The sequence below is a fragment of the Pseudomonas reidholzensis genome, assembly GCF_900536025.1.
GTDB lineage: Bacteria > Pseudomonadota > Gammaproteobacteria > Pseudomonadales > Pseudomonadaceae > Aquipseudomonas > Aquipseudomonas reidholzensis.
In genome coordinates this window covers 83,890-108,545 of record NZ_UNOZ01000037.1, presented here as the reverse complement: position 1 = coordinate 108,545, position 24,656 = coordinate 83,890, and the positions used below count along the sequence as shown (strand labels likewise).

Here is a 24,656-nt window from a genome sequence, read left to right as displayed (position 1 = left end):
TGTCGCGAATGGGCCGCAACGCGGCCCCGTGCGCTTAGTTACCTTTCACCGCAACGTCAGGCCGCTTGTCGTTGCCTGGGATAAACGGGCTCCAAGGCTGCGCACGCAGTGGCTGCTCGGTCTCCCAGACGACGCTGAACTGCCCGTCATCCTGGATCTCGCCGATCATCACCGGCTTGTGCAGGTGGTGGTTGGTCTTGTCCATGGTCAGGGTGTAGCCCGACGGTGCCTTGAAGGTCTGCCCGGCCAGCGCCTCACGGACCTTGTCGACGTCGGTCGACTTGGCCTTCTCGGCCGCCTGCGCCCACATGTGGATGCCGACATAGGTGGCCTCCATCGGGTCGTTGGTCACGGCCTTGTCGGCGCCTGGCAGGTTCTTCGCCTTGGCGTAGGCCTTCCAGTCGGCGACGAACTTCTGGTTGACCGGGTTATCCACCGACTCGAAGTAGTTCCAGGCCGCCAGGTGGCCCACCAGCGGCTTGGTGTCGATGCCGCGCAGTTCTTCTTCGCCCACCGAGAACGCCACCACCGGTACATCGGTGGCTTTCAGGCCCTGGTTGGCCAGCTCCTTGTAGAACGGCACGTTGGAGTCGCCGTTGACGGTGGAGATGACAGCGGTCTTGCCGCCTGCGGAGAACTTCTTGATGTTGGCGACGATGGTCTGGTAATCGCTGTGGCCGAACGGCGTGTAGACCTCTTCGATGTCCTTGTCGGCCACGCCCTTGCTGTGCAGGAAGGCCCGCAGGATCTTGTTGGTGGTGCGCGGGTAGACGTAGTCGGTACCCAGCAGGAAGAAGCGCTTGGCGCTGCCGCCGTCTTCGCTCATCACGTATTCCACCGCCGGAATCGCCTGCTGGTTGGGCGCGGCGCCGGTGTAGAAGACGTTTGGCGACATCTCTTCGCCTTCATATTGCACCGGGTAGAACAGCAGGCCGTTGAGCTCTTCGAACACCGGCAGCACCGACTTGCGCGACACCGAGGTCCAGCAGCCGAACACCACCGCGACCTTGTCCTGGGTCAGCAGCTGGCGGCTCTTTTCGGCGAACAGCGGCCAGTTGGACGCCGGGTCGACCACCACCGGCTCAAGCAGCTTGCCGTTGACCCCACCCTTGGCGTTGATCTGTTCGATGGTCATCAAGGCCATGTCCTTGAGCGACGTCTCGGAAATCGCCATGGTCCCCGACAGCGAATGCAGGATGCCGACCTTGATGGTCTCGGCGGCCTGGATGCTCCAGCTCAGGCCCATGGCCGCAATCGATGCGCTGAGGGTAAAGGCCTTGATCAGACTGCGACGCTTCATGTGCTCTCTCCGTTGAGTTTTTTTTGCTGTTGGCAACCCGGAGAGGGCTTTTGCAAGTGGTGTGCCGACTTGTGTACAAGTGGCGGGAGGGCGGTTTTGCGGGGTTTTCGGGGATTTCTTGCGGGAGGGGAGACCCAGCTTGGTGCTCGGCGTGAGCACGTGCACAGGTTTGAGTCATCGGGGCTGCGCGTGCAGCCCCGATGCATTGTCAGTCTTGCACGCTACGCACGGTGCCGCGCAGCTGGCGCTTGCTGCGCACGAACTGGTAGGTCACCGCGAGGATCACGAACCACAGCGGTGTCACGATCAACGCCTTGCGCGTGTCGTCTTCCAGGGCCAGGAGCACCAGGATGCCGGCGAAGAACACCAGGCACACGTAGCACATGAACCGCCCGCCGGGCATCTTGTAGCTCGACGCCTGGTGCAGCGCCGCGCGCTGCACGCGGTACTTCAGGTACGACAGCAGGATCATCGTCCAGACGAACATGAACAGCAGCGCCGACACCGTGGTAACCAGGGTGAACGCCTCGACCACGTCGGGGATCACGTAGATCAGCACGGCGCCGAGCAGCAGGCAGGTGCACGAGAACAACAGCCCGTTGGCCGGCACGGCGCGCCGCGAGAGTTTCTCGAAGGCTTTCGGTGCGTCGCCTTCCTGGGCCAGGCCGAACAGCATGCGGCTGGTCGAGAACACGCCACTGTTGGCCGAGGAGGCTGCCGAGGTCAGCACCACGAAGTTGATGATGCTCGCCGCGGCCGGCAGGCCGGCGAGGACGAACAGCTCAACGAACGGGCTCTTGCCCGGCACCACGTCGCGCCATGGGGTCACGGCCATGATGGCGATCAGCGCCAGCACGTAGAACACGATGATGCGGATCGGGATCGAGTTGATCGCCCGCGGCAGGGTGCGCTGCGGGTCCTTGGCTTCGGCGGCGGTGGTGCCCACCAGCTCGATGCCGACAAAGGCGAACACGGCGATCTGGAAGCCGGCGAAGAAGCCCATCAGGCCATGCGGGAACATCCCGCCGTCATTCCACAGGTTGGCCAGGTCGGCGGTGCGCCCGCTCGGCGACTCGAAGCCGCTGATGACCATGTACAGGCCGGTGACGACCAGGCCGAGAATGGCGACGATCTTGATCAGGGCGAACCAGAACTCGAGCTCGCCGAACATCTTCACGGTGACCAGGTTCAGCGACAGCAGCAGCGCGACGCAGCTGAGCGCCGGTATCCATTGCGGCAGGTCGGGGAACCAGAACTGTGAATAGGCGGCGATCGCCACCACGTCGGCGATGCCGGTGACCACCCAGCAGAACCAGTAGGTCCAGCCGGTGAAGTACCCGGCCCAGGGCCCGAGCAGGTCGGCCGAGAAGTCGATGAACGACTTGTAGTTGAGGTTCGACAGCAGCAGCTCGCCCATCGCCCGCATGACGAAGAACAGCATGAAGCCGATGATCATGTAGACAAAGATGATCGACGGGCCGGCGAGGCTGATGGTCTTGCCCGAGCCCATGAACAGGCCGGTGCCGATGGCGCCGCCGATGGCGATGAGCTGGATGTGGCGGTTGGTCAGGTTACGTTGCAGATGTTGGTCATCTGGCGCAGGGGTGGAGGTCCGGGTCATTGGCTGCATTCCATTGAGGGTCAGTCTTTTTGTGCGAGCCGAGTAGGCTAACACGAGCGTCCCAAAATGGAGCGCGACAGATCGACACGACTTTGGAGGAGCAGTTTTTTCCTGCACCGGCCTCTTCGCGGGTAAACCCGCTCCCACAGGTTTTGCGACAGGCCTGAGGGCAGCGCGGTCCCTGTGGGAGCGGGTTCACCCGCGAAGAGGTCGGTGCAGGTTATAGCTCAGGCCCTGGCCATCACTCGGCGGCGCACCACCACGCTGTCCACCACCCACATCACCAGCATCGAAACGCCCACCAGCGGAAACGCCAGCCCCAGCACCAGCATCACCACCGTCGCGGTCTTCCAGCGCGGCAGGTCATGGCGCAGCGGCGGCACCCCGAGCCCACCGGCAGGTCGGCGTTTCCACCACATCACCAGGCCACTGACCGAGCCCAGCAGAATCATCAGGCACACCAGCAGGATGATGATCTGGTTGAACACGCCAAACATCTTGCCCTCGTGCAGCATCACCCCGACTTCGGTGGCGCGGGCGACCGGGCTGTAGTCCTGCCAGCGCACATCGGCCAGCACCTTGCCGGTGTACTGGTCGACGTGCAGGGTGGCGTCGTTGCGCGGGTCGTCGGCGAACACCGCAAGGGTGAACACGCCGTCGGCGGTGGTCGGCAAGGTAATGCTGTAGCCGGGCTCGACCCGGCGGCTGGTGGCGATGTCCTCGACCTGCTGCAGGCTCACCTGCGGCGCCGCCGGCGTGCTCGACATGCTGTGCTGGCCGGCATGCTCGGCGTGTGCGCCGGACTGCGGCATGGGCGTGTTTTCCATGGCCCACGGCACGGTCTGGCGGTGCGCATGATTGAGTACCCGCGCCTCTTGATCCGACTTCGGCACGTCATTCCACATGGCCGCCGGAAAGCGGTTCCACAGGTCGGCGTACTGCTTGCCCCACAGGCCGGTCCAGGTCATGCCGCTGAGCAGCATCAGCAGCAACAGCGCCGACCCCCAGAAACCACTCACCGCATGCAGGTCACGCCACAGCAAGCGGCCGCGTGCCGACAGCCGTGGCCACAACACGCCAGCGCTGTTGCGCCCGCGCGGCCACCACAGGTACAGGCCCGAGACCACCAGCACAATGCCCCAGCCGGCGGCCAGCTCGACCAGCCGATCGCCGACCGTGCCGACCATCAGCTCGCCGTGCAGGGCCCGCGCCACTGCCTGCAGGTTGTCCTTGGCGTCCTGCTTACCGAGGACCTTGCCGCTGTAGGGGTCGACGAACACGTTCAGCTCGCGACCGCCCTCATGCACCACGAACTGGGCACTGCGTTCAGCGTTCAGCGGCGGCAGGTACTGGCCCACGTGGCCCTGCGGATAGGCCTGCTGCACCTCGGCCAGCAGGCTGTCGGCGGACTGCCGGTGATGGCTGGCCTCGACCACCATCAGCTCGCGGTACATCAACGGATCGAGCTGCGGCTTGAACAGGTAGATGATCCCGGTGATCGCCAGCAGGATCATGAAAGGGGCGACAAACAGCCCGGCATAGAAATGCCAGCGCCAGGCCAGGTTGTAGAAGGAAATGCGTGGTCCGCTCATGGACCCTCCCATCAGGCAAGGTGTGGGGCGCAGTCATGGCCGCGCCCGTTGTAGGGTTCAGAAACTGATGTCGACCTTGGTCCAGAAGGTCCTGCCGGGCTCCCCGACGGGTTGCGGGTCCGTCGCCGGGTAGCCGAACCCGGCGTTCCCGGCCAGGTTCAGGTGCTCGGCGTAGGCTTTGTCGAAGAGATTGTCGACGCCAGCGCTGAGCTTGAGGTTGTTGTTCACCTTGTACGCACCGTTGAGCGAGAACACGCCAAAGCCGGCACTTTTCTCGTAGTCCTTGCCGACCACGTTGCCCTGGTTCTCGGCGATGCGCTGCTGCGCCGTCACCAGTCGCCACAAGGCGCCCGTGCTCCAGTTGTCCTGGCTGTAGGTCAGGCCGAGGCGGCTCTCCAGGGGCGGCATCTGTGGCAGCGCTTTGCCATCACTGCTGTTCTTGCCCCAAGCGTAGGCCAGGGTCGCATCGGCTTTCCAGTTTTCCGACAGTTTGTAGGCCGTGCCGAGTTCGCCGCCCATGATGCGCGCGTCGATGTTCTGCGCCTGCGAGGTGCTCATGCCCATCATGCCGGTGCGGTAGTCGAACAGGATGTAGTCGCGGATCTGCCCGACATAGCCCGAGGCCCAGGCTTCCAGGCGCTCGCCGCGGTACTGGATGCCGAAGTCGAGCTGGGTGGTCTTCTCCGGCTTGATGCCGTCGAAGGCGTTGGCCGAGCCAGCCGGTCCCTGGCTGGGCGAGAACAGCTCCCAGTAGTCGGGGAAGCGCTGGGCATGGCCGAGGCCGATGTAGCTGGTCGCGGAGAGCGCCGCCAGGTCGTGTTCATAGCGCACGAAGCCGCTGGGCAGGGTATCCGCGCGGGTATCGCCGCCGGTAGCACTGCTGTCGCGGAAATCGCGGGCCGAGGCGCGGTCGAGGCGGGCGCCGGTGATCAGACGGTCTGCACCGCTGGCGTACCAGGTCAGCTCGCTGAACACGCCGTAGTTGTGGAAGTCGGCGTCCTTGGTCCAGGCCTGGCCCTTGTGCGCATCGACGCCCATGCCGCCGCGCTTGCGGTGCTCGTTGGTCTGCGCGTCGAGGCCGCTGATCAACTGCACGTCGGCCCAGCGCCACGTGGCTTTGATCCGCGCGCCAAGGGTGCGGCGGTCGACGTTGCTGACCATTGGCATGCCCATCATGCCGCTGCCCGAGGGCGTGCGCAGGCTGTAGTTGTCCATCACGTGGTCGGCGTAGTTGTAGTAGACCTGCGCTTCGAACTTGTCGAGCACCTCGCCGAGGTTGGATTTTTCGAAGCGCAGGCCAAGGCTTTCGCGCTTGAACTGCGAGCCGTCCATGCCGCGCCCGGCGTAACGCGCCTCGCCATCGCCCTTGCCGGCGGTGAGCTCGAGCAGGGTGTCGGCATCCGGTGTCCAGCCGAGGCTGACGTCGCCGTTCCACTTGTCCCAGCGCGACGGCACCGTGTCGCCGTTGCCATCGTCATAGTCGTCGGCGCGCGACTGGTTGCCGACGAACCGCGCATAGGCCTTGCTGTTACCGGCCGCCGCGTCGAGGACCTTGTCGAAGCGGCCGTTGGAGCCGGCCAGCAGGCTGGCGTTTACCCGGCTGCCAAGGGTGCCGAAGGTTTCCGGCTCGCGTTCGAAGAGGATGGTGCCGGCCGAGCCGCCTGGGCCCCAGATCACGCTTTGCGGGCCTTTGATCACGGTCAGGCGGTCGTAGGTTTCTGGCGAGATGTAGGACGTTGGCGCGTCCATCCGGTTGGGGCAGGCGCCGAGCATCAGGCCGCCATTGGTGAGGATGTTCAGGCGCGAGCCGAACATGCCGCGCAACACCGGGTCGCCATTGGTGCCGCCTGAGCGGATCGCCGAAAAACCGGGGATGGTCTTCAGGTAGTCGGCACCGTCGCTGGCCGGCACGGGCTGGCGCGGGTCCTTGGGGTTGGTGACCACGGTCAGCGGCGAGCTCGGCGCAACGGCAGTGATCACCGTCGGGCTGAGCTCGGCGAGGTCGTGGTCGTGGCCTTCGTGGCCGGGTTCCGCCGCCAGCGCCATGGGCGCGAGCAGCGAGCCGCAGAGCACGGCGAGCGTGCCGCGCAGGGACAAGGCAGAAACAGGGATGCAGCCGGACATAATGATTCCAGTCGATCAGTCATGAGTGAGCGCGAAGCCTCGTGGCTCCGTGCGGTCAGTGGGGTCAGACGTGGATCGACGGGGACGGCGGCGCGCGGCTGCGCGAACCGGGGAACACCGCCTGGCGGGCATGGCCCTGGCGGGTGGCGGCGAGCAGGGGTAGGGCGGGAGGAACGCGGCTGGCATTGAGCGGGGTGAAGCTTTGCGGCAGCGCCGGGCAGTTGAACAGCAGGCTGCAATAACCGCATTTTTCCCACAGCGCGTGCAGCTCGCCGTGGTCGCCGTGGTCGTGGTGCCCGGCATCGGCATGCGCGTGGCCGGCGGACATCGGCATGTCCATCGGCATGTTCATGCCGGCGTGGTGGTCCATCGGCATCGACTGGGAAACCAGCGGGCCGATAAAGATCATCCACATGGCGAACAGGCTCAGCCAGCCGCCACCGGCGCGCCTGCGATCAGGGCGGGTGGTACGGCGGGCGATCCGGTGGCGCAGCACGCTCATGGCCAGTGCCTGTCAGCGGTCAGTGCGTGTGCATGTGCTCTTGCTGGTCGCTGGGCGGCTGCTTCTGCACGGCCACCTCGACGGTGACGTCGCCGGCCTTCTCGAAGTGCAGGGTGAGCGGGAAGCGCTTGCCCTCGCTGAGCAGGCTGCGGTCCTTGGGTTGCATGAGCATCACGTGGTAGGCGCTGGGGGCAAACACCAGGTCCTTGCCGGCGGGTACCGTGACACTGGGCACCTGTTGCATTTTCATCAGGCCCTCGGCGGTTTTCGCGTGCTCGTGCAACTGGGCGTCGGCACTGATCGGGCTGTCGACGCCGAGCAGGCGGTCGTCCTGCTTGCCGTTGTTGTGGATGACGAAATACGCCGCGACGTTGGGGGCGTTGGGCGGCAGTTCCAGTGACCACGGGTGGGCGATGTGCAGGTCGCCCTGGGTGTATTCATGGGCGTTGGCGAACGCGCCGGGCAACAGCAGGGCGGCCAGGACGAGGGCTTGCTTGAGCATGGGTTGAGTCTCCGATCTGTACAGGTTCAGGGCGACAGCGGCGTGAACTCAGGCCAGGGGAGAGGCACGGGGGTTGAGCGCCGGCCAGAGCTGGCGCGGCGTGGGCTGGTACCTGGCAAGTGCGGGCGGTTGCCCGAGACGCAGCTGGGGCGGGCCGCGCAACTGTGGCGGATGGCCCGGCAAGGCCAGCAGCGGCGCCGCGCCAGAGCAGCACCAGCAGTGTTGCATGCTGGCTTGGCTGTCGCCTCCGTCGCCCAGGTCGATCTTGGCCAGGGCCTGGACATCGACCTTGGCCTTGCCACCCATGGTCGAACAGAAGGCCCCCCACAGCAGCTGCTCGGCCGGGCCTTTGGGCGCAGCGGAAGACAGCGGCATGGCCAGCAGGTTGAACAGCACTGCCAAGCAGGCTATCCAGGCGATGTGCCGACGTGGGGGCATGGAGAGATCCGGTCAGGAATCGTGGTGGCTATTGTACGGCGGAGTATAGGTAAAAAAGCTGGGGTGCGGTGAAGTGACGCAGGTGCGAGGCGTTCGCAAGCGAAAGGGGCGCAATGCGCCCCCAACGGTGTCAGGCCTTGCGCCCAAGCAGCCCGCGTACGGTCTCTTGCAGGTCTGCCGGCAGCACCACGACCTTGGCATTGTCGCTGGCGGCCAGGTTCTCCATCGCGCCGATGTAGCGCTCGCCCAGCAGGTACATGGCCGACGTGGTCTCGGTACCCACCGCCTCGCGCACCAGCGAGATCGCCCGGGCGGATGCCTCGGCCAGGTTGATCTGCGCTTCGGCGTCCAGCTTGGCCGACTGCAGGCGTGCTTCAGCTTCGAGAATCGCCGCCTGCTTGGCCCCTTCGGCCCGGGTCACGTCGGCTTTACGCTCACGCTCGGCAGCGGCCTGGCGCTCCATGGCCAGCTGCATGTTCTCCGACGGCTTGATGTCCTGGATCTCGACCGAGCGCACGGTCACGCCCCAGTCTTCGGTCTGTTCGGACATCGCCTCGCGCAGGCGCGCCTTGATCTGCTCACGGCTGGACAGCGCTTCGTCCAGGTCCATCGCGCCGACGATGGCGCGCAGCGAGGTCATGGTCAGGCTGGTCACGGCGAAGGAGAAGTTCTGCACGCCGTAGGAGGCTTTCTGCGGGTCGACCACCTTGGCGAAGCACAGGGCATTGGCAACGATCACCGCGTTGTCCTTGGTGATGATCTCCTGCTGCTGCACGTCGAGGATGATGTCCTTGGTCGGCAGGCGGTAGGCGACCACGTCCATGTACGGGATGAGGATGTTCAGGCCGGGCTTGAGGGTGCTGTGGTAGCGACCGAGGCGCTCGACGATCCATTCTTCGCCCTGGGGCACGATACGCACCCCTTTGAACACGGTGATCAGGACAAACAAGGCAAGGCAGGCGACGACGATAAGACTGGTCATGGGGGAAACTTCCTTTTAGTGCGGATCAGGCCCGGGTGACCCGGGCGGTATTGCCTTCGATGGCGGCCAGGCGCACACGCTCGCCGGCGGGGATGTCGCTGTCGGCGATGCAGGTCCACTCTTCGTTGCCGAGGATCGGCTTCTGGAAGCGCACGCGGCCCTTCTGGAACTCCGACACGCTGGCGGTCAGCAGGCCGACTTCGCCGAGCACGCTGTCGGCGGTCCAGCGCACGTCGGCTTTCTTGCGGCGGAACAGCTTGAACCACAGCACGGTGGTGGCCGATGAGAACAGCACCCAGAGCAGGACCTGCATATCCAGTTGCAGGGTCGGTGCGGCGAGGGCGATCAAGGCGACCAGCACGGCACCGATGCCGAACCAGAGAATGAAGAAGGTCGGCAGGACCAGTTCAAGCAGGATCAGGGCGACGCCGAAGACGAGCCAGATCCACCATTGCATTTCCATATGGGTGGGCCTTCCAGGGGGGAGGGGCGAGTTTACGGCACTGGGCGGGCTGAGGGCCACTTGGGCAACTGTGAATGTGTGATGGGAAAGGGCTGATGATGGTGTAGGAATGGGCGTAGTAGTAATCGCATGATGGCGACTAAGTGCTAGTCATTGGCTTCTCGGGCGTCCTTGAGATCAAGCGCCGCCCCGGTGGCGCATCGCGAGGTGCTAGCCACGGGCTTCTCTAGCGCCCTCACTATCGAGCGCCGCCCGCGCGGCGCTTCGCGGGGCAAGCCCGCTCCCACATTTGTTGCAACGCACCATGGCCTGATGGATTGGAGTCTTAGCCTTGTTGGTACGACGAAGATGTTGAGTCGAGCATGAAGGCCTCCCTGCCACCTTTCGCCTTGCACCAAGGCTGACAACCATGGCCTGACAGGCCATGGCGCGTTGCAAAAAATGTAGGAGCGGGCTTGCCCGCGATGCGCCGCGCGGGCGGCGCTCGATCTGAAGGGCGCTGCAAAAGCCTGTGGCTAGCACTCCGCGATGCGCCGCGCGGGCGGCGCTCGATCTGAAGGGCGCTGCAAAAGCCTGTGGCTAGCACTCCGCGATGCGCCGCGCGGGCGCGCTCGATCTGAAGGACGCCACAAGAGCCTGTGACATGCACAGGGAGCCACGCGGTTTCCTTCAGGTTCCCCTACAAAAACAACGCCGCCAGCAGCGCATCAACCGCAAAAAACTCCCGATCCACCGCCGGCAACTCCGGCCGCCTCAACACCAGCACCGGCACCCCCAGCTCCCGCGCCACCTCAAGCTTCGGCTCTGTCGCCACACTGCCGCTGTTCTTGCTGACCAGCACATCCACCCGCCGCCGCGCGAACAGCGCGCGCTCAGCATCGATGTCGAACGGCCCGCGGGCACCGATCACTTCACAGCGCTCATTCCCCGGGCACGCCTCGAGCGCGCGCAGGGTCCAGAACTGATGCGAAGGGATTTCGTCCAGGTGCTGCAGCGGCTCCCGACCCAGGGTAAACAGCGGCCGGGCAAACGGCTTCAGCGCTTCGATCAACCCAGCCCAGTCCGCCACCTCGCGCCAGTCATCCCCGGCCTGGGCCTGCCACGCCGGCCGGCGCAACGCCCAGCACGTCACACCCGCGCTGCGCGCCGCCTGCGCGGCATTGCGGCTGATCTGCGCGGCATACGGGTGGGTGGCGTCGATCAACAGGTCGATGCCTGCCTCGCGCAGGTAATTCGCCAACCCTTCGGCGCCGCCATAGCCGCCGACCCGCACCTGACAGTCGAGGTCCTGCGGCACGCGGCCGATGCCGGCCAGGCTGTAGACATGCTCCGGCCCCAGTCGCCGGGCAATCGCCAGCGCCTCGGTGACGCCGCCGAGCAGCAGGATACGGGCGCTCATTGCACCCCCGCCTGGCCAACGATGCCGCCCTCGCGGTCGATGGCGAACACCTCGACCTGCACCTGCGCCGGGACCACGCTGCAGGCGAACGCCAGGGCATGCGCGCACACCGCATCGCCCAAGGCGACACCGGCTGCGTGGGCCAGGGCCAGGGCCTGCTGGCTGGTATTGGCGGCGATGATCGCCTCCTGCAGGGCAGGCTCCGCGCCGATGTCCCTGGCCCAGCCGGCGAGTTGCACCAGGTCGATGCTCGAGTGGCGGCTGTGCAGGTCCATGTGGCCGGCGGCCAATTTGCTGATCTTGCCGAAGCCGCCGCACAGGCTCAGGCGCGCCACCGGCACCTTGCGCAGGTGCTTGAGCACCGCGCCGACGAAGTCGCCCATCTCGATCAGGGCGATTTCCGGCAGGTCGTAGATCCGGCGCATGGTGTCTTCGCTGGCATTGCCGGTGCACGCGGCGATATGGCTGTAGCCATTGGTGTGGGCGACATCGATGCCCTGGTGAATCGAGGCGATATAGGCCGCACAGGAGAACGGCCGGACGATGCCGCTGGTGCCGAGGATCGACAGGCCGCCGAGAATACCCAGGCGTGGATTCATGGTCTTCAGCGCCAACTGTTCGCCGTCGCGGACGTTGACCGTGACTTCGAAGCCGCCGCCATAGCCACAGTCGCTGGCCAACTGTTGCAGGTGTTCGCTGATCATCCGCCGTGGCACCGGGTTGATCGCCGGCTCACCCACCGCCAGCACCAGGCCCGGGCGGGTCACCGTGCCTACGCCCACACCCGCGACGAAGCGGATGCCCGGGGTATCGAGCAAGCGCACCTGGCTATACAGCAAGGCGCCGTGGGTGACATCGGGGTCGTCGCCGGCATCCTTCAAGGTCCCGGCTTCGGCGCGGTCACCCGTCAGGCGGCAGAACTCCAGGCGCATCTGCACCTCCTTGCCCTTGGGCAGGGTGATGCGCACCGCATCGTCACGCTCGCCGGTCAACAGCAAGCGCGCTGCCGCCAGGCTGGTGGCGGTGGCGCAGCTGCCGGTGGTCAGGCCGCTGCGCAGGGGCGCAGGTTGTTCGCGGGTCTCTTCACGCATCGACAGGTTTCACCACCTCGAGCAGGGTGATCGGCAGGGCCTGGCGCCAGGTGTCAAAGGCGCCCAGCGGCTGCGCCTGGGCGACATGGATGCGGGTCAGTTCACCGCCGTGCTGTTCGCGAAAATGCGCCAGCGCCAGTTCGCTCTGCAGGGTCACGGCGTTGGCCACCAGGCGTCCACCGGGGCGCAGCCGTTGCCAGCACAGTGGCAACACACCTTCACGGGTGACGCCGCCGCCGATGAAGATTGCATCCGGCTGCTCGAGGTCGGCCAGGGCGTCCGGCGCCTTGCCACGCACCAGCTGCAGGCCGGGGACGCCGAGGGCATCGCGGTTGTGTTCGATAAAGGCCTGGCGGCCCTCATCGGCCTCGATGGCCAGGGTCCGGCAGCTCGGATGCGCGCGCATCCATTCGATGCCGATCGAGCCGCTGCCGGCGCCGACATCCCAGAGCAGTTCGCCGGGTTGTGGTGCCAGGCGCGCGAGGGTGATGGCACGCACGTCCCGCTTGGTCAGCTGGCCGTCGTGACGAAACGCGCCGTCCGGCAGGCCAGCGGCCGGCGACAGGCGTGGCGTGTCGGCGGCGGCGAGGCACTCGATGGCGACCAGGTTGAGGGCAGCCGCCGGGCGCGGCGGCCAGTCTTCGGCCGTGCCGCTGTGCTGGCGCTCGTCAGGCCCACCGAGGTGCTCGAGCAGGTGCATGCGGCTCGGGCCGAAGCCCCGTTCGCACAGCAGCGCGGCGATCTGCGCCGGGCTGTCGCCGTCGTTGCTCAGCACCAGCAGGCGCACGCCGCTATACAGGTGCGCATTGAGCGCGGCCAGCGGCCTGGCGACGATCGACAGCACCTGGACATCCTGCAGCGGCCAGCCGAGGCGGGCGGCCGCCAGGGCGCAGGACGACGGGCTGGAGAGCACCTGCATCTGTTCGGCGGGCAGCTGCCGCGCCAGGCTGGCGCCGACGCCGTAGAACATCGGGTCGCCGCTGGCCAGTACGCACACGGCCTCGCCTTGCAGGGCCAGCACCGGCGCCAGGGAAAACGGGCTCGGCCACTGCAGCCGTTCACCGACGATGCAGCGCGGCAGCAGGGCCAACTGGCGAGGGCTGCCGAAGATCCGCGAGGCCGCCAGCAAGGCACGCCGGGCCGGCTTGCCAAGGCCGCTGAAGCCGTCTTCACCGATACCTACTACTGTCAGCCAGGGGGCCATGGGTTTTCGCTTCCATCACGTTCGGGCCGCAAAACGGCCGCAGATCAATCAGACTCGACCGCCGGTTTTTCATGCCGTCGGACAAAGCAGGCATAATACCGCGCCTTCTACACTCAAGCGCACTTTCACGATTGCCGGATGCCCCCTTGAACCCGTCCCTGACCCCCGATATTTCGCCCCGCCCCTCGGCTTGCCCGGGGTTGTGGCGCATTGTTGCCGCCCGCGACGGCGGCATCTGTCGGATCAAGCTGCCCGGTGGCCTGCTGCTGGCCGACCAGGCCGAGGCCGTGGCCGACGCCGCCGAGCGCTTCGCCGCAGGGGTGATCGAGGCGACCAACCGCGCCAACCTGCAGATTCGTGGCATCGGCGCGCAGCATCAAGCCTTGATCGAGCTCTTGCTCGCGGCCGGCCTGGGCCCGCGCGAGGCCGCTGGCGACGATGTCCGCAACCTGATGCTGAGCCCGCTGGCGGGCCTGGATCCAGCGATGTTGCTGGACACCCGCCCGCTCGCCGCGCAGATCCTCGAGATGCTCGAAAGCACCCCGCGCCTGCATCAGCTGTCGGCCAAGTTCGCCGTCCAGCTCGATGGCGGCGAAGGCCTGAGCATGCTCGACCATCAACATGACCTGTGGCTCTCGGCCATCGAGCTGGAGCAGCGCAGTTGGTTGGCGTTTGGCCTGGCCGGCTGCCCCGGCGCGAACCGAGCGCTGGGTGCGGTGCCCGTGGAACAAGGGCTGGCGCTGACCCGCGCGGTGCTGGAGCGTTTCCTCGACCTGGCCACGCCTGAGCAGTCACGCATGCGTCAGTTGCTCGAAAGCTGCTCTGTCGAGCACTTCATCGATGGCCTTGGGTTGACCCTTCGCCGTGACGCTGCAGTGCTCGACTGGCAGCGCGGCAAAGCTAGCGTCAGCTGGTTGGGCACCCTTGCCCAGCAGCAGGGCATGGCCTTGGGTGTCGCGCCGCCGCTGGGCCGACTGACGCCCGCGATGCTCCGCGGCGTGGCCCGCGTAGCGCGTGAGCTGGGCGATGGCCAACTGCGCCTGAGCCCCTGGCAGAGCCTGGTGCTGAGCAACATCGACCCCGCTCGCGCCGGCGCCGCCCAGGCCGAGCTGCGCGCACTCGGCCTGCTCTGCCACGCCGACGAGCCGTTGGCACGTATCACCGCCTGCACCGGCTCCAGCGGATGCGCCAAGGCCCAGGCCGAGACCAAGGGCGACGCCGTGACGCTGTCGGCCCTGTTACCGCCGGGCGCGCTTGCCAGCGTGCACCTGTCCGGCTGCCCCCGATCCTGCGCCGTGGCCCACGTGGCCCCGGCCACCCTGCTGGCCCGCTCGCCGGGCCGCTATGACCTTTATTCGCGCGATGCGCGCCTGCCGGGCTTCGGTGCCCTGCGCGCCAGCGACCTTACCTTGAAAGAAGCAGGCGCCCTGCTCGACCTGCCTACGGAGCACCTTGATGATTGACTACATTCGCGATGGTCAGGAGATCTATCGCAATTCCTTCCGGATCATCCGCGAGGAAGCCCGGCTCGAGCGGATCCCCGCCGACCTGGAAAAACTCGCCGTGCGGGTGATCCATGCCTGCGGCATGGTCGAAGCGATCGACGGCCTGCAGTTTTCCGCCGGTGCCGGTACGGCCGGGCGCGAGGCGCTGGCCAACGGTGCGCCGATCCTCTGCGATGCGCACATGGTCGCCGAAGGCATCACCCGCGCCCGCCTGCCGGCCAACAACCCGGTGATCTGCACCCTGCGCGACCCGAGCGTGCCGGACATGGCCAAGGCCGCCGGCAACACCCGTTCGGCGCTCGCCCTGGAACTCTGGAGGCCACACCTGGAGGGCGCCGTGGTGGTGATCGGCAACGCGCCGACCGCGCTGTTCTACCTGCTCGAGATGATCGATGCTGGCGCCCCTAAACCGGCGCTGATCCTTGGCTTCCCGGTGGGCTTCGTCGGCGCCGCCGAGTCCAAGGCGATGCTCGCCGCCGACAGCCGTGGCGTGCCGTTCGTGATCATGCAGGGCCGCCTGGGTGGCAGCGCGATGGCCGCCGCCGCGGTCAACGCGCTGGCCACGGAGGTCGAATGATGAGCCCACGTGGACGTCTGCTCGGCCTGGGCGTTGGCCCTGGCGATCCTGAGCTGATCACCGTCAAGGCCTTGCGCCTGCTGCGCGAGGCGCCAGTGGTGGCGTACTTCGTCGCCAAGGGCAAGCGCGGCAACGCGTTCGGCATCATCGAAGCGCACCTGCAGGCAGAGCAGACCTTGCTGCCCCTGGTGTACCCGGTGACCACCGAGGTGCTGCCGGCACCCTTGTCGTACGAGCAGGTGATCAGCGATTTCTACGACCAGGCCGGCGAGCAGGTGGCCGCGCACCTGGACGCAGGGCGTGACGTGGCGGTGATCTGCGAAGGTGACCCGTTCTTCTACGGCTCCTACATGTACCTGCATGACCGCCTGGCCCAGCGCTACGAGGCCGAAGTGATCCCCGGCGTGTGCTCGATGCTCGGCGGCGCTTCGGTGCTTGGCGCACCGCTGGTCTACCGTAACCAGACCCTCACCGTGCTTTCCGGGGTGTTGCCGGCCGAGGAGCTCAAGCGGCGCCTGGCCGACGCCGATGCGGCGGTGATCATGAAGCTGGGGCGCAACTTCCCCAAGGTTCGCCAGGTGCTCGGCGAACTGGGCATGGATGGCCGCGCGCTGTACGTCGAACGCGCGACCATGGCCAACCAGAAGATCGTTGCTCTCGACGCGGTCGACCCCCAGTCGTCGCCGTACTTTTCGCTGATCATCGTGCCGGGTGAAAAATGGCAGGGATGAACACCCGCAACGCCCCGGCGATCGTCATTCTCGGCGCCGGCAGCCTGGCCACCGCGCAGCGCATCCAGCAGCGCTACCCTGCGGCGACCATCCATGGCCTGAGCGGCCGGGTCGAGGGCGCCGACAGCGTCTATGACTCGTTTGGCCAGACCCTGCGTGGCCTGTACCAGGAGGACACGCCGATCATCGCCCTGTGCGCGGCCGGCATCGTCATCCGCAGCCTGGCCAGCCTGCTCAGCGACAAGGACGTCGAGCCGCCGGTGCTGGCCGTGGCCGAAGACGGCAGCGCCGTGGTGCCGCTGCTCGGCGGCCTCGGCGGGGTCAACGTCATGGCCCGCGAGATCGCCGAAGCGCTGGGCGTGGCGGCAGCGATCACCACCAGCGGCGAACTGCGCTTTGGTACCTGCCTGCTCAACCCGCCGCAGGGTTACGCGCTGGCGGACCTGGAGCAAGGCAAGCGCTTCGTCTCCGATCTGCTGGCGGGGCAAAGCGTGCGCATCGAAGGCGACGCGCCGTGGCTGGCCGAGGCGCAACTGCCTGCCGATGCGGGCGCGCAGCGCACCATCCATGTGGGTTGCGAGCTGCGCCCGGCCCGTCACGATGAGTTGCTGATCCATGCCCGCTCGGTGCTGGTGGCGGTCGATGCCAGCGTGCCCGACCTGGCCCAGCGAGTAACCGCAGCGTTGGCGGAGGCGAACATCGCCCAGGCGTCGTTGGCCTGCCTGCTGGCAAGCGAGCAGCAGATGGCCGAGCCGGCCTTGCACCAGGCGGCCGCTGCGCTCGGCGTGGCGCTGCGCTTTGCGCCGCACGCGGACAACCTGCTCGGCATGGCTGGGCAGACGTTGCCTCAGGCACGCCTGAGCGAACAGTCGGGGTTGCTCATCGCAGTCGCCGAAGCGCCGCTCGACGTTGCCCAGGTGGGGCGTGCCCGTGGTCGCCTGGCAGTCATCGGCCTGGGCCCTGGTGCCGCCGAACTGATGGTGCCTGCGGTCAAGGCCGAGTTGGCGCGTGCCGAGGACGTGCTCGGCTACGAAACCTATGTGCGCATGGCCGGCCCGTTCCGCGATGACCAGGTCCTGCACAACACCGATAACCGCGAAGAGATGCAGCGCGCCCGGCACGCCTTCGAACTGGCCGCCCAGGGGCGTTCGGTGGTGGTGGTGTCGTCGGGCGATCCGGGTGTGTTCGCCATGGCCGCTGCGGTGCTCGAAGCGCTGCACGAGTCCAGCGATCCGGCCTGGCATCGGGTCGACCTGGAAATCCTCCCGGGGGTCTCGGCGTCGCTGGCCACTGCCGCCCAGGCCGGTGCGCCGTTGGGCCATGACTTCTGCGTGATGTCGCTGTCCGACAACCTCAAGCCCTGGTCGATCATCGAGCAGCGCCTCGACCTCGCCGCCCAGGCCGACCTGGTGCTGGCGTTCTACAACCCGATCTCCAAGGCCAGGCCCTGGCAGCTCGGCCGCGCCCTGGAGATCGTCCGCCAGCACCGCGATGGCCACACCCCTGTAGTCCTTGGCCGTGACATCGGTAGGCCGGGGCAGACGCTGAAGGTAGTCACTTTGGCCGAGCTGCTGCCAGACATGGTCGATATGCGCACGATGGTCCTGGTCGGCTCTTCGACCACCTGTGTGTTCCCGCGCGATTCGGGCGGCAACTGGGTCTACACCCCGCGTTGGTATCCGGCTGACAGGTAATGCACAGCGGGAAGTAGTTCACGCCGCCCGCTCGCTCAACGGCCGGATAACGTAAAGGCCCCTCGGCGATACCCGTCGGGGCCTTTACAGGAATTACCCCTGATGACCGAAGCGCGCAGCGTTACTGGCGATAGCCTTGCTGTTGTCGAACAGTCTCTCCTCGGGCTCAGTGCAGGCATGACTGCGCAAGCCCGCCGTGACGCCAAGACCGTCTTTCAATTCGCAACGCTGGTTGCGAGCAAAGCCCATGACCGGGATGGAGAGTCGGAAGACTGGTTCAACAAGTTCCTCGAAGTGATGAGGTCTTGCGGTTGGGTAGTCGGCCAGCGCTCCTATGAGCGTGACTACGACACCACCTGCTCCCTGACCTTGGGGCCGGTTGCGTTCAAGGTCGCCAAGGCGGCGGGCGAGGCGCTGCTGGGCGGTCCCGTTGCCGAGGCAATGGGTAAGCTTGCCAGCAAGATGTTTAGCGGGCTGGGTGAAATCACGGAAGCCCAGCAAGTCTTCAAACTGAACATGAAAGGGCGGCCGGTTTCGACTACCGGGCTGGGTACGTGTATCCAGACGCCGGAAGGCGAAGTGTTCATGCTGGTAACGGCGTTCAGTTGCGCTCCTTCGGAGAATGATCTGGATACCGTCTTGTTCGAATGGAACAGTTCGAGCAAAGAGCGTTACAGCGCCTCTGCAATCCTCAACTTGAACGACATCGTGTACACCGACGCGGTGCGCGCCTCAATCGAGAAAAAGCTGATCGACAAAGCGGTCAAGGCTCCCAGCGAATTCGAGATCTGACCCACGTACGGGGCCTACAGGCCCCGTACACCCATGTTGGCGGATGAAAATGAGGCACCTCGATGAAGACGGCTGATTGGTCATTGTGGCTCGTAGGGGGCGCGGCATTGTTGGTGGCGAATGAGGTGGCTGGACCCCGGCAGTACGTCCTCGACTCCATACTGTACGCCCAGCTACGCGCGGTAAAACGGGTGGGCCCGCGTTTCCCCAACTACGGCCGTTGGTACAGCGAGTACCGCAGGGCGCTGGAGGAGCGTGGCTGGATCGTCACGCGCAGCAATAGCGATCATGAGGCCCGAAGCGAAGGGCGCCCACCGACACCTGAGTTCACTTCGCACAGCGGGTTGTTGGCCCGTCATCCTGCCCTGTCTGGGCTGCTCGGAGCGGCCTCGGCCAGGCTGATGCTGGAGGATGCACAGCAGCACTTACGGTCATTCAACCTGGCAGGCATCGATCAGGCGAGCGTCGCGGTGCACGAACTGGGCGTGGTCTTGCCCGACTGTTCATTGGCGCTGAGTGGCCTGGCATGCAGCGAGGACGGGATTGACCTGCGAGAGAGTGATGCAGTCCTGAGCGAGCATCTGACTGAAGCAGTTCAGCAGCAAGTGCACGGCCTGCTTGAGTCCAAGCACCTCGCCGTGCACATCCGAAGCCTGGGCGGTCTGGATGCAAGGAGAGAGCATGCAAAGTCCTGAAGCTACAGTGGTTGGCGCAAGCCTGGTGTCTTTCATTCCCGGTGTCACCTTGGCCCAGCGTCAGGCCGTCAAGCTGGCGGCATTATGGGCCGAGAGCACGACTGTACGAGCGATGGCTGGCAAACCCGCTGCGGAGCAGTATCACTACTATCGGCGTCAGCTGAAGTACCTGGGTTGGGATGCGACATCAGCCGAGGAGGTGCACTGGCCAGACCCGCAGCGTCCGGCGATTGTCGACCAGGCGCTGCGCAAGATAGACGCGCTGGCGGGTGAGCGTCATTCGAACAGCATGGCGCTGGCGTTCCAGGCCTTGCGCAAGGGTGGCCTCGCATTGCTGCATTTCGAGTTGCGTAGTCGAGAGCATGGGGCATTCAAGCTGTTGTCCTGCGCGCCCATGGGTGCCAACTCGGTGGACATGGTTATCTATCACGAAGCAGGCAGTGGTTCGCACCTCACGGCGGGTTTCCTGTTCCGTCAGCGCAGCAATAGCCACGTCTACGCAGAGCTGGTTCGCTTCAATACGCGCCTGTTTGACCAGGAGCACCGAAGCAAGGTGTTGCGTGCGACAGAAAAGATATCGCTTGAAGAAATACATGCCGCGCAGATCTAGTTCAACAAGTAACCCTTGATCCCGGTAAAGATGATCTGCGCAGCCAGGGCACAGACGAACAGCCCCATCAAGCGGCTGACGATCTGCAGGCCCTGGTCACCGAGGATCCGCTCGATACGGTGCGAGAGGTACAGCACCAGGCCCACGGTAAAGCTGGCCAGGGCGATGCTGACGATGGCCAGCAGCTTGTCGTCCCAGTGCGGCTGGCTGACGCCCATCACCAGCAGGGCGCCGATGGTGCCGGGGCCGACGGTCAGTGGGATGGTCAGCGGCACGATGGTCACGTCCTGCTGGACGTTGTCGCTCTGCACTGCTGGCTTGCCCTGGGCCATGCCCAGCGCCGAGATGAACAGCACGCTGCCGGCGCCGATGCGGAAGGCGTCGGCGGTGATGCCAAACACGCCGAAGATCACCCGCCCGAACAGGTAGAGCAGCACGCTGGCGATCAGCACGGCGATTGCCACCCGCCAGGCCAGTTGCTTGCGCTCCTTGCTGGAGTAGCCACGGGTCAGGCTGATGAAGCAGGACAGCACGAAGAACGGGCTGTAGAGCACGAGCATTTTCAGGTAGACGCTGAACAACTCATGGAGCATGGCCGGGGTCCGTGGCGGGGGAGGGTGGCGGGGAGTGTATCAGGAGGTGTGCACAGTATCCGACTTGGCCTCACGCTGGCCGGCCCAGTACTGGACCAGCTCGCGCAGTTGCGACAGCTCGACCGGCTTGGCCATGTGCCCGTCCATCCCGGCCAGGCGCGCGCGCTCCTTGTGCTCGGTGAGGATATGCGCGGTCAGGGCCACCACCGGCGTGCGCGGACGTTGATGTTCGGCTTCCCAGGCGCGCAGCTGCTGAGTCGCCGAGAAACCGTCGAGCACCGGCATCTCGCAGTCCATCAACACCAGGTCGTAGCGCCGCGCCTGCATGGCACGCAGGGCCTCTTCGCCATTGCTCGCGGTATCCGGCTCGAGGTTGAGCTTGCCGAGCATGCCGCGGATGACCTTGGTCGAAATACTGTTGTCTTCGGCGACCAGCACCTGGAAGTCGCTCGGCAGCTCGAGGGCCGGTGCCGGCACGCCCGAAGACGCCAGAGGCAGGGTCTGTTCGCGGCCGCGCTGGGCCAGCTCTTCGGCCAGGGTGGTCTTCAGCGTGTAGCCGGCCACCGGCTTGGCGAGGATTCGCTTGACCCCGGCGTTGCGCGCAATGACCTTGCTCGGCGCATTGCTGATGCCGGTGAGCATCACCACCAGGATGTCGTGGTTCAGGCTCGGGTCTTCCTTGATCTTCGCCGCCAGCTGCATGCCGGTCATGCCAGGCATGTTCTGGTCGAGCAGCACCGCATCGAAGTAGTCGCGCAGGTGCGCCTTGGTCCGCAGCAGGGCCAGGGCCTCCTTGCCCGAGGGCACGGCGCTGACGTTCATGCCCCAGGCGCTGCACTGCTGCACCAGGACCTTGCGGCAGGTGTCGTTGTCATCGACCACCAGCACCCGCGCATCGCGCAACGGGCCGTCGAGGTCGGCCGGCGGCTGCTCCAGCCGTGACGGGTCGAGCGGCAGGGTCAGCCACAGGGTGTTGCCCAGGTTGCTGCTGCTCTTGATGCCGAACTCGCCCTGCATCAGGCCGATCAACTGCTTGGCGATGACCAACCCGAGGTGACCGCCAAGCTTGTTGCTGGAGAGGAACTGATGGCTGTGCAGCTCGGCCTGCAACAAGGCTTCGCGCTCGGCCTGGGGCATGGCGGTGCCGCTGTCCTGCACGGCGATGCGCAGGCGCGGCAGGTCGCCGCGCTGGTCGAGCGCGACCACCAGCAGGATTTCGCCTTGCTCGGTGTTTTTCAGGGCGTTTTCCAGCAGGCTCGAAAGCGCCTGGCGCAGCCGCGTCGGGTCGCCGCTGATGACCCGTGGGACCTGCGGCTGGGTAAAGCTGATCAGCTCGATGTTCTGCTGCTCGGCCTTGGCCCGGAAGATGTTCAGGCAGTCTTCGATCAGCGCGTTGAGGTCGAACTGCACGTCGTCCAGCTCGATCTGCCGCGACTCCAGCTTGGAGATGTCGAGAATCTCGTTGATCAGGGTCAGCAGCTCGTTGCCGGCGCTGTGAATGGTCTGCACATAGTCGCGCTGCTTGACCGACAGCGGGGTGCCGAGCAGCAGCTCGGTCATGCCCAGTACGCCATTCATCGGGGTGCGGATCTCGTGGCTGATCTTCGCCAGGAACTCGGCCTTGGCATTGATTTCGGCGTCGCTGGCGGCCAGTGCCCGGCTGGCGCGGAAGCGCTCTTCGTTGATCCTGCGCAGGCGCTCGCTGACGGCCAGGTTGAGCAGCAGGCCGCTGGTGACCGTCAGGCCCATGAGGATGCACAGCAGCCACGGCGTCGACGTGTGGGTCAGCCCCAGCAGGGCCGGCAACAGCACCAGGCCACCGAGGTTGTAGACCAGCATCGCCAGGGCGAACAGGCGCGCCGGGGCGTAGCCCTTGTACCAGTGATAGCTGCTGACCAGCAGCATGCTGACGCTGCCCAGGGCGAGCAGGGCGTAGGTCATCAGGTTCAGCGGCAGGGTGTCGACGAACAGCAGCACCAGGCCACTCACCGCCGCCACCAGCATCTCGCCCTGCAGCAGGCGGTTCAGCCGCGGCGCGTGGCACGGGCTGAAGAAGTGCTGGGTGAAGTACAGGCCGGCGAGGCCGGCCATGACCAGGGTCAGGTAGGCGGCGGGGGTCTGGGCGCTGTGCCACAGGTGCCACCAGGGCCCGCTGAAGTTGAGCAGGATCAGCGCGCTGAGCAGCATCAGGCCGTGGTAGAGGGCCAGGATCAGGGTGGTGCTGGAGCGCGAGTAGAAGAAGCGGATCAGGTTGTGCAGGATCAGCATCACCAGGCCGCCAAACAACAGGCCGAACAGCAACGGCCGGGTCTGGTCGGCGGCGGCGGCGGTCTCCAGGCTGATCGCCGGGCGCAGTTGATGCTCCGAGACCAGGTGCAGGTAGATGTCCAGCGGCTGGTTGCTGTTGGGCAGTGGCAACACGTGGTCGCTGCCACGCAGGGTCGGGCTGGCGTCGCTCGCCTGCGGGCCGTGGTGCAGTTGGCGCAGCAGCTTCTGGCCGTCCAGTGCGTACAGGTCCAGGCGTGACAGGTCGGGGGCGAACACCCGCAGCAGGCGTTCCTGCTCGCCGGGTTCGAGGCGATAGTGCAGCCACAGCGCTTGATCGGCCGAGGCGGCCTCCAGCTCATTGAGCTGCAGGGGGCTGAATTGGTTGCGGTAGCGCTCGGAGCGCACGTCGCTCAGTTGCAGGTTGGCCTGTTCATCGAGCAGCACGGACCAGCCACCGCCTTGCTCGGCCGAAACCGGGAACAGGCAGAGCAAGGTCAGCAAGCTGACAGTCAGGGCAATGGCAATCCGAAGCCGACGCAAGACGAAATCCCTTCTTAGCTGATGTGCCGAGTCGCAACTATGCGCGGCGCGCCAAGGCGAAGGCAAGGCCCATCGGGGCCCTGTCGACGAGCCGAAGGCCGTGCGCCGGGGGCGTCACGGCCATTCGCGGGTGCGCTGTTACTGGTGCTCACCGCGCTCGCGGGCAATCGCCCGGTAGCCGATGTCAGTGCGGTAGAAGCTGCCATCCCAGCTGACTTCCTGGGTCAGGCGGTAGGCTTGCTGCTGCGCTTGCTCGACGGTCTGGCCCAGGGCGGTGGCGCAGAGCACGCGGCCGCCGCTGGTCACGACCTGGCCGTCCTGCAGTGCGGTACCGGCATGGAACACCTTGCCTTCGAGCTTGGCAGCGGCGTCCAGGCCGTTGATCACGGCGCCCTTGGCGTAGTCGGCCGGGTAACCGCCGGCAGCCAGCACCACGCCCAGGCTAGGACGCGGGTCCCATTGCGCTTCGACCTTGTTCAGGGCCTCGGCGAAGGCCGCTTCGATCAGCAGCACCAGGCTCGACTGCAGACGCAGCATGACCGGTTGGGTTTCCGGGTCGCCGAAGCGGCAGTTGAACTCGATGACCTTGGGGTTGCCCGCCTTGTCGATCATCAGGCCGGCATACAGGAAACCGGTGTAGACGTTGCCTTCCTCGGCCATGCCACGCACGGTCGGCCAGATCACCTGGTCCATGACCCGCTGATGGACCTCGGCGGTGACCACTGGGGCAGGCGAGTAGGCGCCCATGCCGCCGGTGTTCGGGCCGGTATCGGCGTCGCCGACGCGCTTGTGGTCCTGGCTGGTGGCCATCGGCAGCACGTTGTGGCCGTCGACCATGACGATGAAGCTGGCTTCTTCGCCGTCGAGGAACTCTTCGATGACCACGCGCGAACCGGCTTCACCGAAGGCATTGCCGGCGAGCATGTCGCGTACGGCGTCTTCGGCTTCCTGCAGGGTCATGGCGACGATCACGCCCTTGCCCGCAGCCAGGCCGTCGGCCTTGATGACGATCGGCGCGCCGACCTTTTGCAGGTAGGCGAGGGCCGGCTCGATCTCGGTGAAGTTCTGGTAGTCGGCGGTGGGGATCTGGTGGCGGGCCAGGAAGTCCTTGGTGAACGCCTTCGAGCCTTCCAGCTGGGCAGCGCCCTTGGTCGGGCCGAAGCACGCCAAGTTGCGGCTGCGGAACAGGTCGACGACACCGGCGACCAGTGGTGCCTCAGGGCCGACGATGGTCAGCTGGACGTTCTGTTCGGCGAAATCGGCCAGTTGCTCCAGGGCGTTGACCTGGATGTCGACGTTCTCGCACTTGGCTTCAGTGGCGGTGCCAGCGTTGCCCGGGGCGACGAAGACTTTCTCGACGCGTGGATCCTGGGCGACTTTCCAGGCCAGGGCGTGCTCACGGCCGCCGTTGCCGATGATCAAAACTTTCATGT

At 66.1% G+C, this 24,656-nt stretch carries 22 protein-coding genes; 7 read left to right on the top strand and 15 right to left on the bottom strand.

Annotated elements, in window-relative coordinates; translation table 11 throughout:
* Positions 1–34 precede the first annotated feature (34 nt).
* The 12 genes from urtA to cbiE form a co-directional block, all read right to left on the bottom strand.
* Entirely contained in the window at positions 35–1,300 is a 1,266-nt protein-coding gene (gene urtA, locus CCOS865_RS25810; protein WP_119146222.1) for an urea ABC transporter substrate-binding protein, read from the bottom strand.
* Between the two features lie 208 nt (positions 1,301–1,508).
* The gene (gene cycA, locus CCOS865_RS25805) at positions 1,509–2,921 is read right to left on the bottom strand and encodes a D-serine/D-alanine/glycine transporter (protein ID WP_119146220.1); all 1,413 of its coding nucleotides are present in this window, start codon (positions 2,919–2,921) and stop codon (positions 1,509–1,511) included.
* Positions 2,922–3,148: 227 nt separating this feature from the next.
* Positions 3,149–4,513 carry a PepSY-associated TM helix domain-containing protein gene (locus CCOS865_RS25795; RefSeq protein ID WP_119146216.1) on the bottom strand — a complete coding sequence of 455 codons (1,365 nt, stop codon included), beginning with the start codon at positions 4,511–4,513 and terminating at the stop codon, positions 3,149–3,151.
* Between the two features lie 57 nt (positions 4,514–4,570).
* Positions 4,571–6,637 (bottom strand): TonB-dependent copper receptor, encoded by a 2,067-nt coding sequence (locus tag CCOS865_RS25790; protein WP_119146214.1) that lies wholly within the window; start codon positions 6,635–6,637, stop codon positions 4,571–4,573.
* Positions 6,638–6,701: 64 nt separating this feature from the next.
* Complete coding sequence (locus CCOS865_RS25785; protein WP_119146212.1) at positions 6,702–7,139, bottom strand: DUF2946 domain-containing protein; 438 nt, start codon at positions 7,137–7,139, stop codon at positions 6,702–6,704.
* Between the two features lie 19 nt (positions 7,140–7,158).
* Positions 7,159–7,641 carry a copper chaperone PCu(A)C gene (locus tag CCOS865_RS25780; protein ID WP_119146210.1) on the bottom strand — a complete coding sequence of 161 codons (483 nt, stop codon included), beginning with the start codon at positions 7,639–7,641 and terminating at the stop codon, positions 7,159–7,161.
* Between the two features lie 48 nt (positions 7,642–7,689).
* Positions 7,690–8,079: a DUF2946 domain-containing protein gene (locus tag CCOS865_RS25775; protein ID WP_119146208.1), complete on the bottom strand. Its 390-nt coding sequence runs from the start codon at positions 8,077–8,079 to the stop codon at positions 7,690–7,692.
* A 130-nt stretch (positions 8,080–8,209) separates the two neighbouring features.
* Positions 8,210–9,061: an SPFH domain-containing protein gene (locus CCOS865_RS25770; protein WP_119146206.1), complete on the bottom strand. Its 852-nt coding sequence runs from the start codon at positions 9,059–9,061 to the stop codon at positions 8,210–8,212.
* 25 nt (positions 9,062–9,086) lie between these two features.
* A complete protein-coding gene (locus tag CCOS865_RS25765; RefSeq protein ID WP_119146204.1) occupies positions 9,087–9,524 on the bottom strand; it encodes an NfeD family protein in 438 nt (145 codons plus the stop codon).
* A gap of 679 nt (positions 9,525–10,203) precedes the next feature.
* Positions 10,204–10,923 (bottom strand): cobalt-precorrin-6A reductase, encoded by a 720-nt coding sequence (locus CCOS865_RS25760; protein ID WP_119146202.1) that lies wholly within the window; start codon positions 10,921–10,923, stop codon positions 10,204–10,206.
* Positions 10,920–12,014: a cobalt-precorrin-5B (C(1))-methyltransferase gene (locus CCOS865_RS25755; protein WP_119146200.1), complete on the bottom strand. Its 1,095-nt coding sequence runs from the start codon at positions 12,012–12,014 to the stop codon at positions 10,920–10,922. Before CCOS865_RS25755 ends, CCOS865_RS25760 begins: the two co-directional genes overlap by 4 nt.
* Complete coding sequence (gene cbiE / locus CCOS865_RS25750; RefSeq protein ID WP_119146198.1) at positions 12,007–13,218, bottom strand: precorrin-6y C5,15-methyltransferase (decarboxylating) subunit CbiE; 1,212 nt, start codon at positions 13,216–13,218, stop codon at positions 12,007–12,009. Before cbiE ends, CCOS865_RS25755 begins: the two co-directional genes overlap by 8 nt.
* Before the next feature lie 131 nt (positions 13,219–13,349).
* Here cbiE and cobG point away from each other — a divergent pair, with 131 nt between their 5' ends.
* From cobG to CCOS865_RS25715, 7 genes are all read left to right on the top strand, one after another.
* A complete protein-coding gene (gene cobG / locus CCOS865_RS25745) occupies positions 13,350–14,681 on the top strand; it encodes a precorrin-3B synthase (protein WP_244216180.1) in 1,332 nt (443 codons plus the stop codon).
* Entirely contained in the window at positions 14,674–15,300 is a 627-nt protein-coding gene (locus tag CCOS865_RS25740; RefSeq protein ID WP_119146194.1) for a precorrin-8X methylmutase, read from the top strand. Before cobG ends, CCOS865_RS25740 begins: the two co-directional genes overlap by 8 nt.
* Positions 15,297–16,031, top strand: a complete 735-nt coding sequence (locus tag CCOS865_RS25735) for a precorrin-2 C(20)-methyltransferase (protein WP_119146192.1) — start codon at positions 15,297–15,299, stop codon at positions 16,029–16,031. The genes CCOS865_RS25740 and CCOS865_RS25735 overlap by 4 nt, the downstream gene beginning before the upstream one ends.
* Positions 16,019–17,725, top strand: a complete 1,707-nt coding sequence (cobJ, locus tag CCOS865_RS25730; RefSeq protein WP_119146190.1) for a precorrin-3B C(17)-methyltransferase — start codon at positions 16,019–16,021, stop codon at positions 17,723–17,725. Before CCOS865_RS25735 ends, cobJ begins: the two co-directional genes overlap by 13 nt.
* Positions 17,726–17,827: 102 nt before the next feature.
* The gene (locus CCOS865_RS25725; protein ID WP_119146188.1) at positions 17,828–18,517 is read left to right on the top strand and encodes a hypothetical protein; all 690 of its coding nucleotides are present in this window, start codon (positions 17,828–17,830) and stop codon (positions 18,515–18,517) included.
* A gap of 62 nt (positions 18,518–18,579) precedes the next feature.
* The gene (locus tag CCOS865_RS25720; RefSeq protein ID WP_119146186.1) at positions 18,580–19,212 is read left to right on the top strand and encodes a hypothetical protein; all 633 of its coding nucleotides are present in this window, start codon (positions 18,580–18,582) and stop codon (positions 19,210–19,212) included.
* Positions 19,199–19,822, top strand: a complete 624-nt coding sequence (locus tag CCOS865_RS25715) for a hypothetical protein (protein WP_119146184.1) — start codon at positions 19,199–19,201, stop codon at positions 19,820–19,822. Before CCOS865_RS25720 ends, CCOS865_RS25715 begins: the two co-directional genes overlap by 14 nt.
* On the opposite strand, the gene CCOS865_RS25710 is transcribed toward CCOS865_RS25715, so the two are convergent.
* From CCOS865_RS25710 to purD, 3 genes are all read right to left on the bottom strand, one after another.
* Entirely contained in the window at positions 19,819–20,415 is a 597-nt protein-coding gene (locus CCOS865_RS25710; protein ID WP_119146182.1) for a MarC family protein, read from the bottom strand. The two genes, CCOS865_RS25715 and CCOS865_RS25710, sit on opposite strands and share 4 nt — an antisense overlap.
* Before the next feature lie 39 nt (positions 20,416–20,454).
* Entirely contained in the window at positions 20,455–23,223 is a 2,769-nt protein-coding gene (locus CCOS865_RS25705; protein WP_119146180.1) for a hybrid sensor histidine kinase/response regulator, read from the bottom strand.
* A gap of 138 nt (positions 23,224–23,361) precedes the next feature.
* Positions 23,362–24,654 (bottom strand): phosphoribosylamine--glycine ligase, encoded by a 1,293-nt coding sequence (gene purD / locus CCOS865_RS25700; RefSeq protein ID WP_119146178.1) that lies wholly within the window; start codon positions 24,652–24,654, stop codon positions 23,362–23,364.
* Positions 24,655–24,656: the final 2 nt, after the last annotated feature.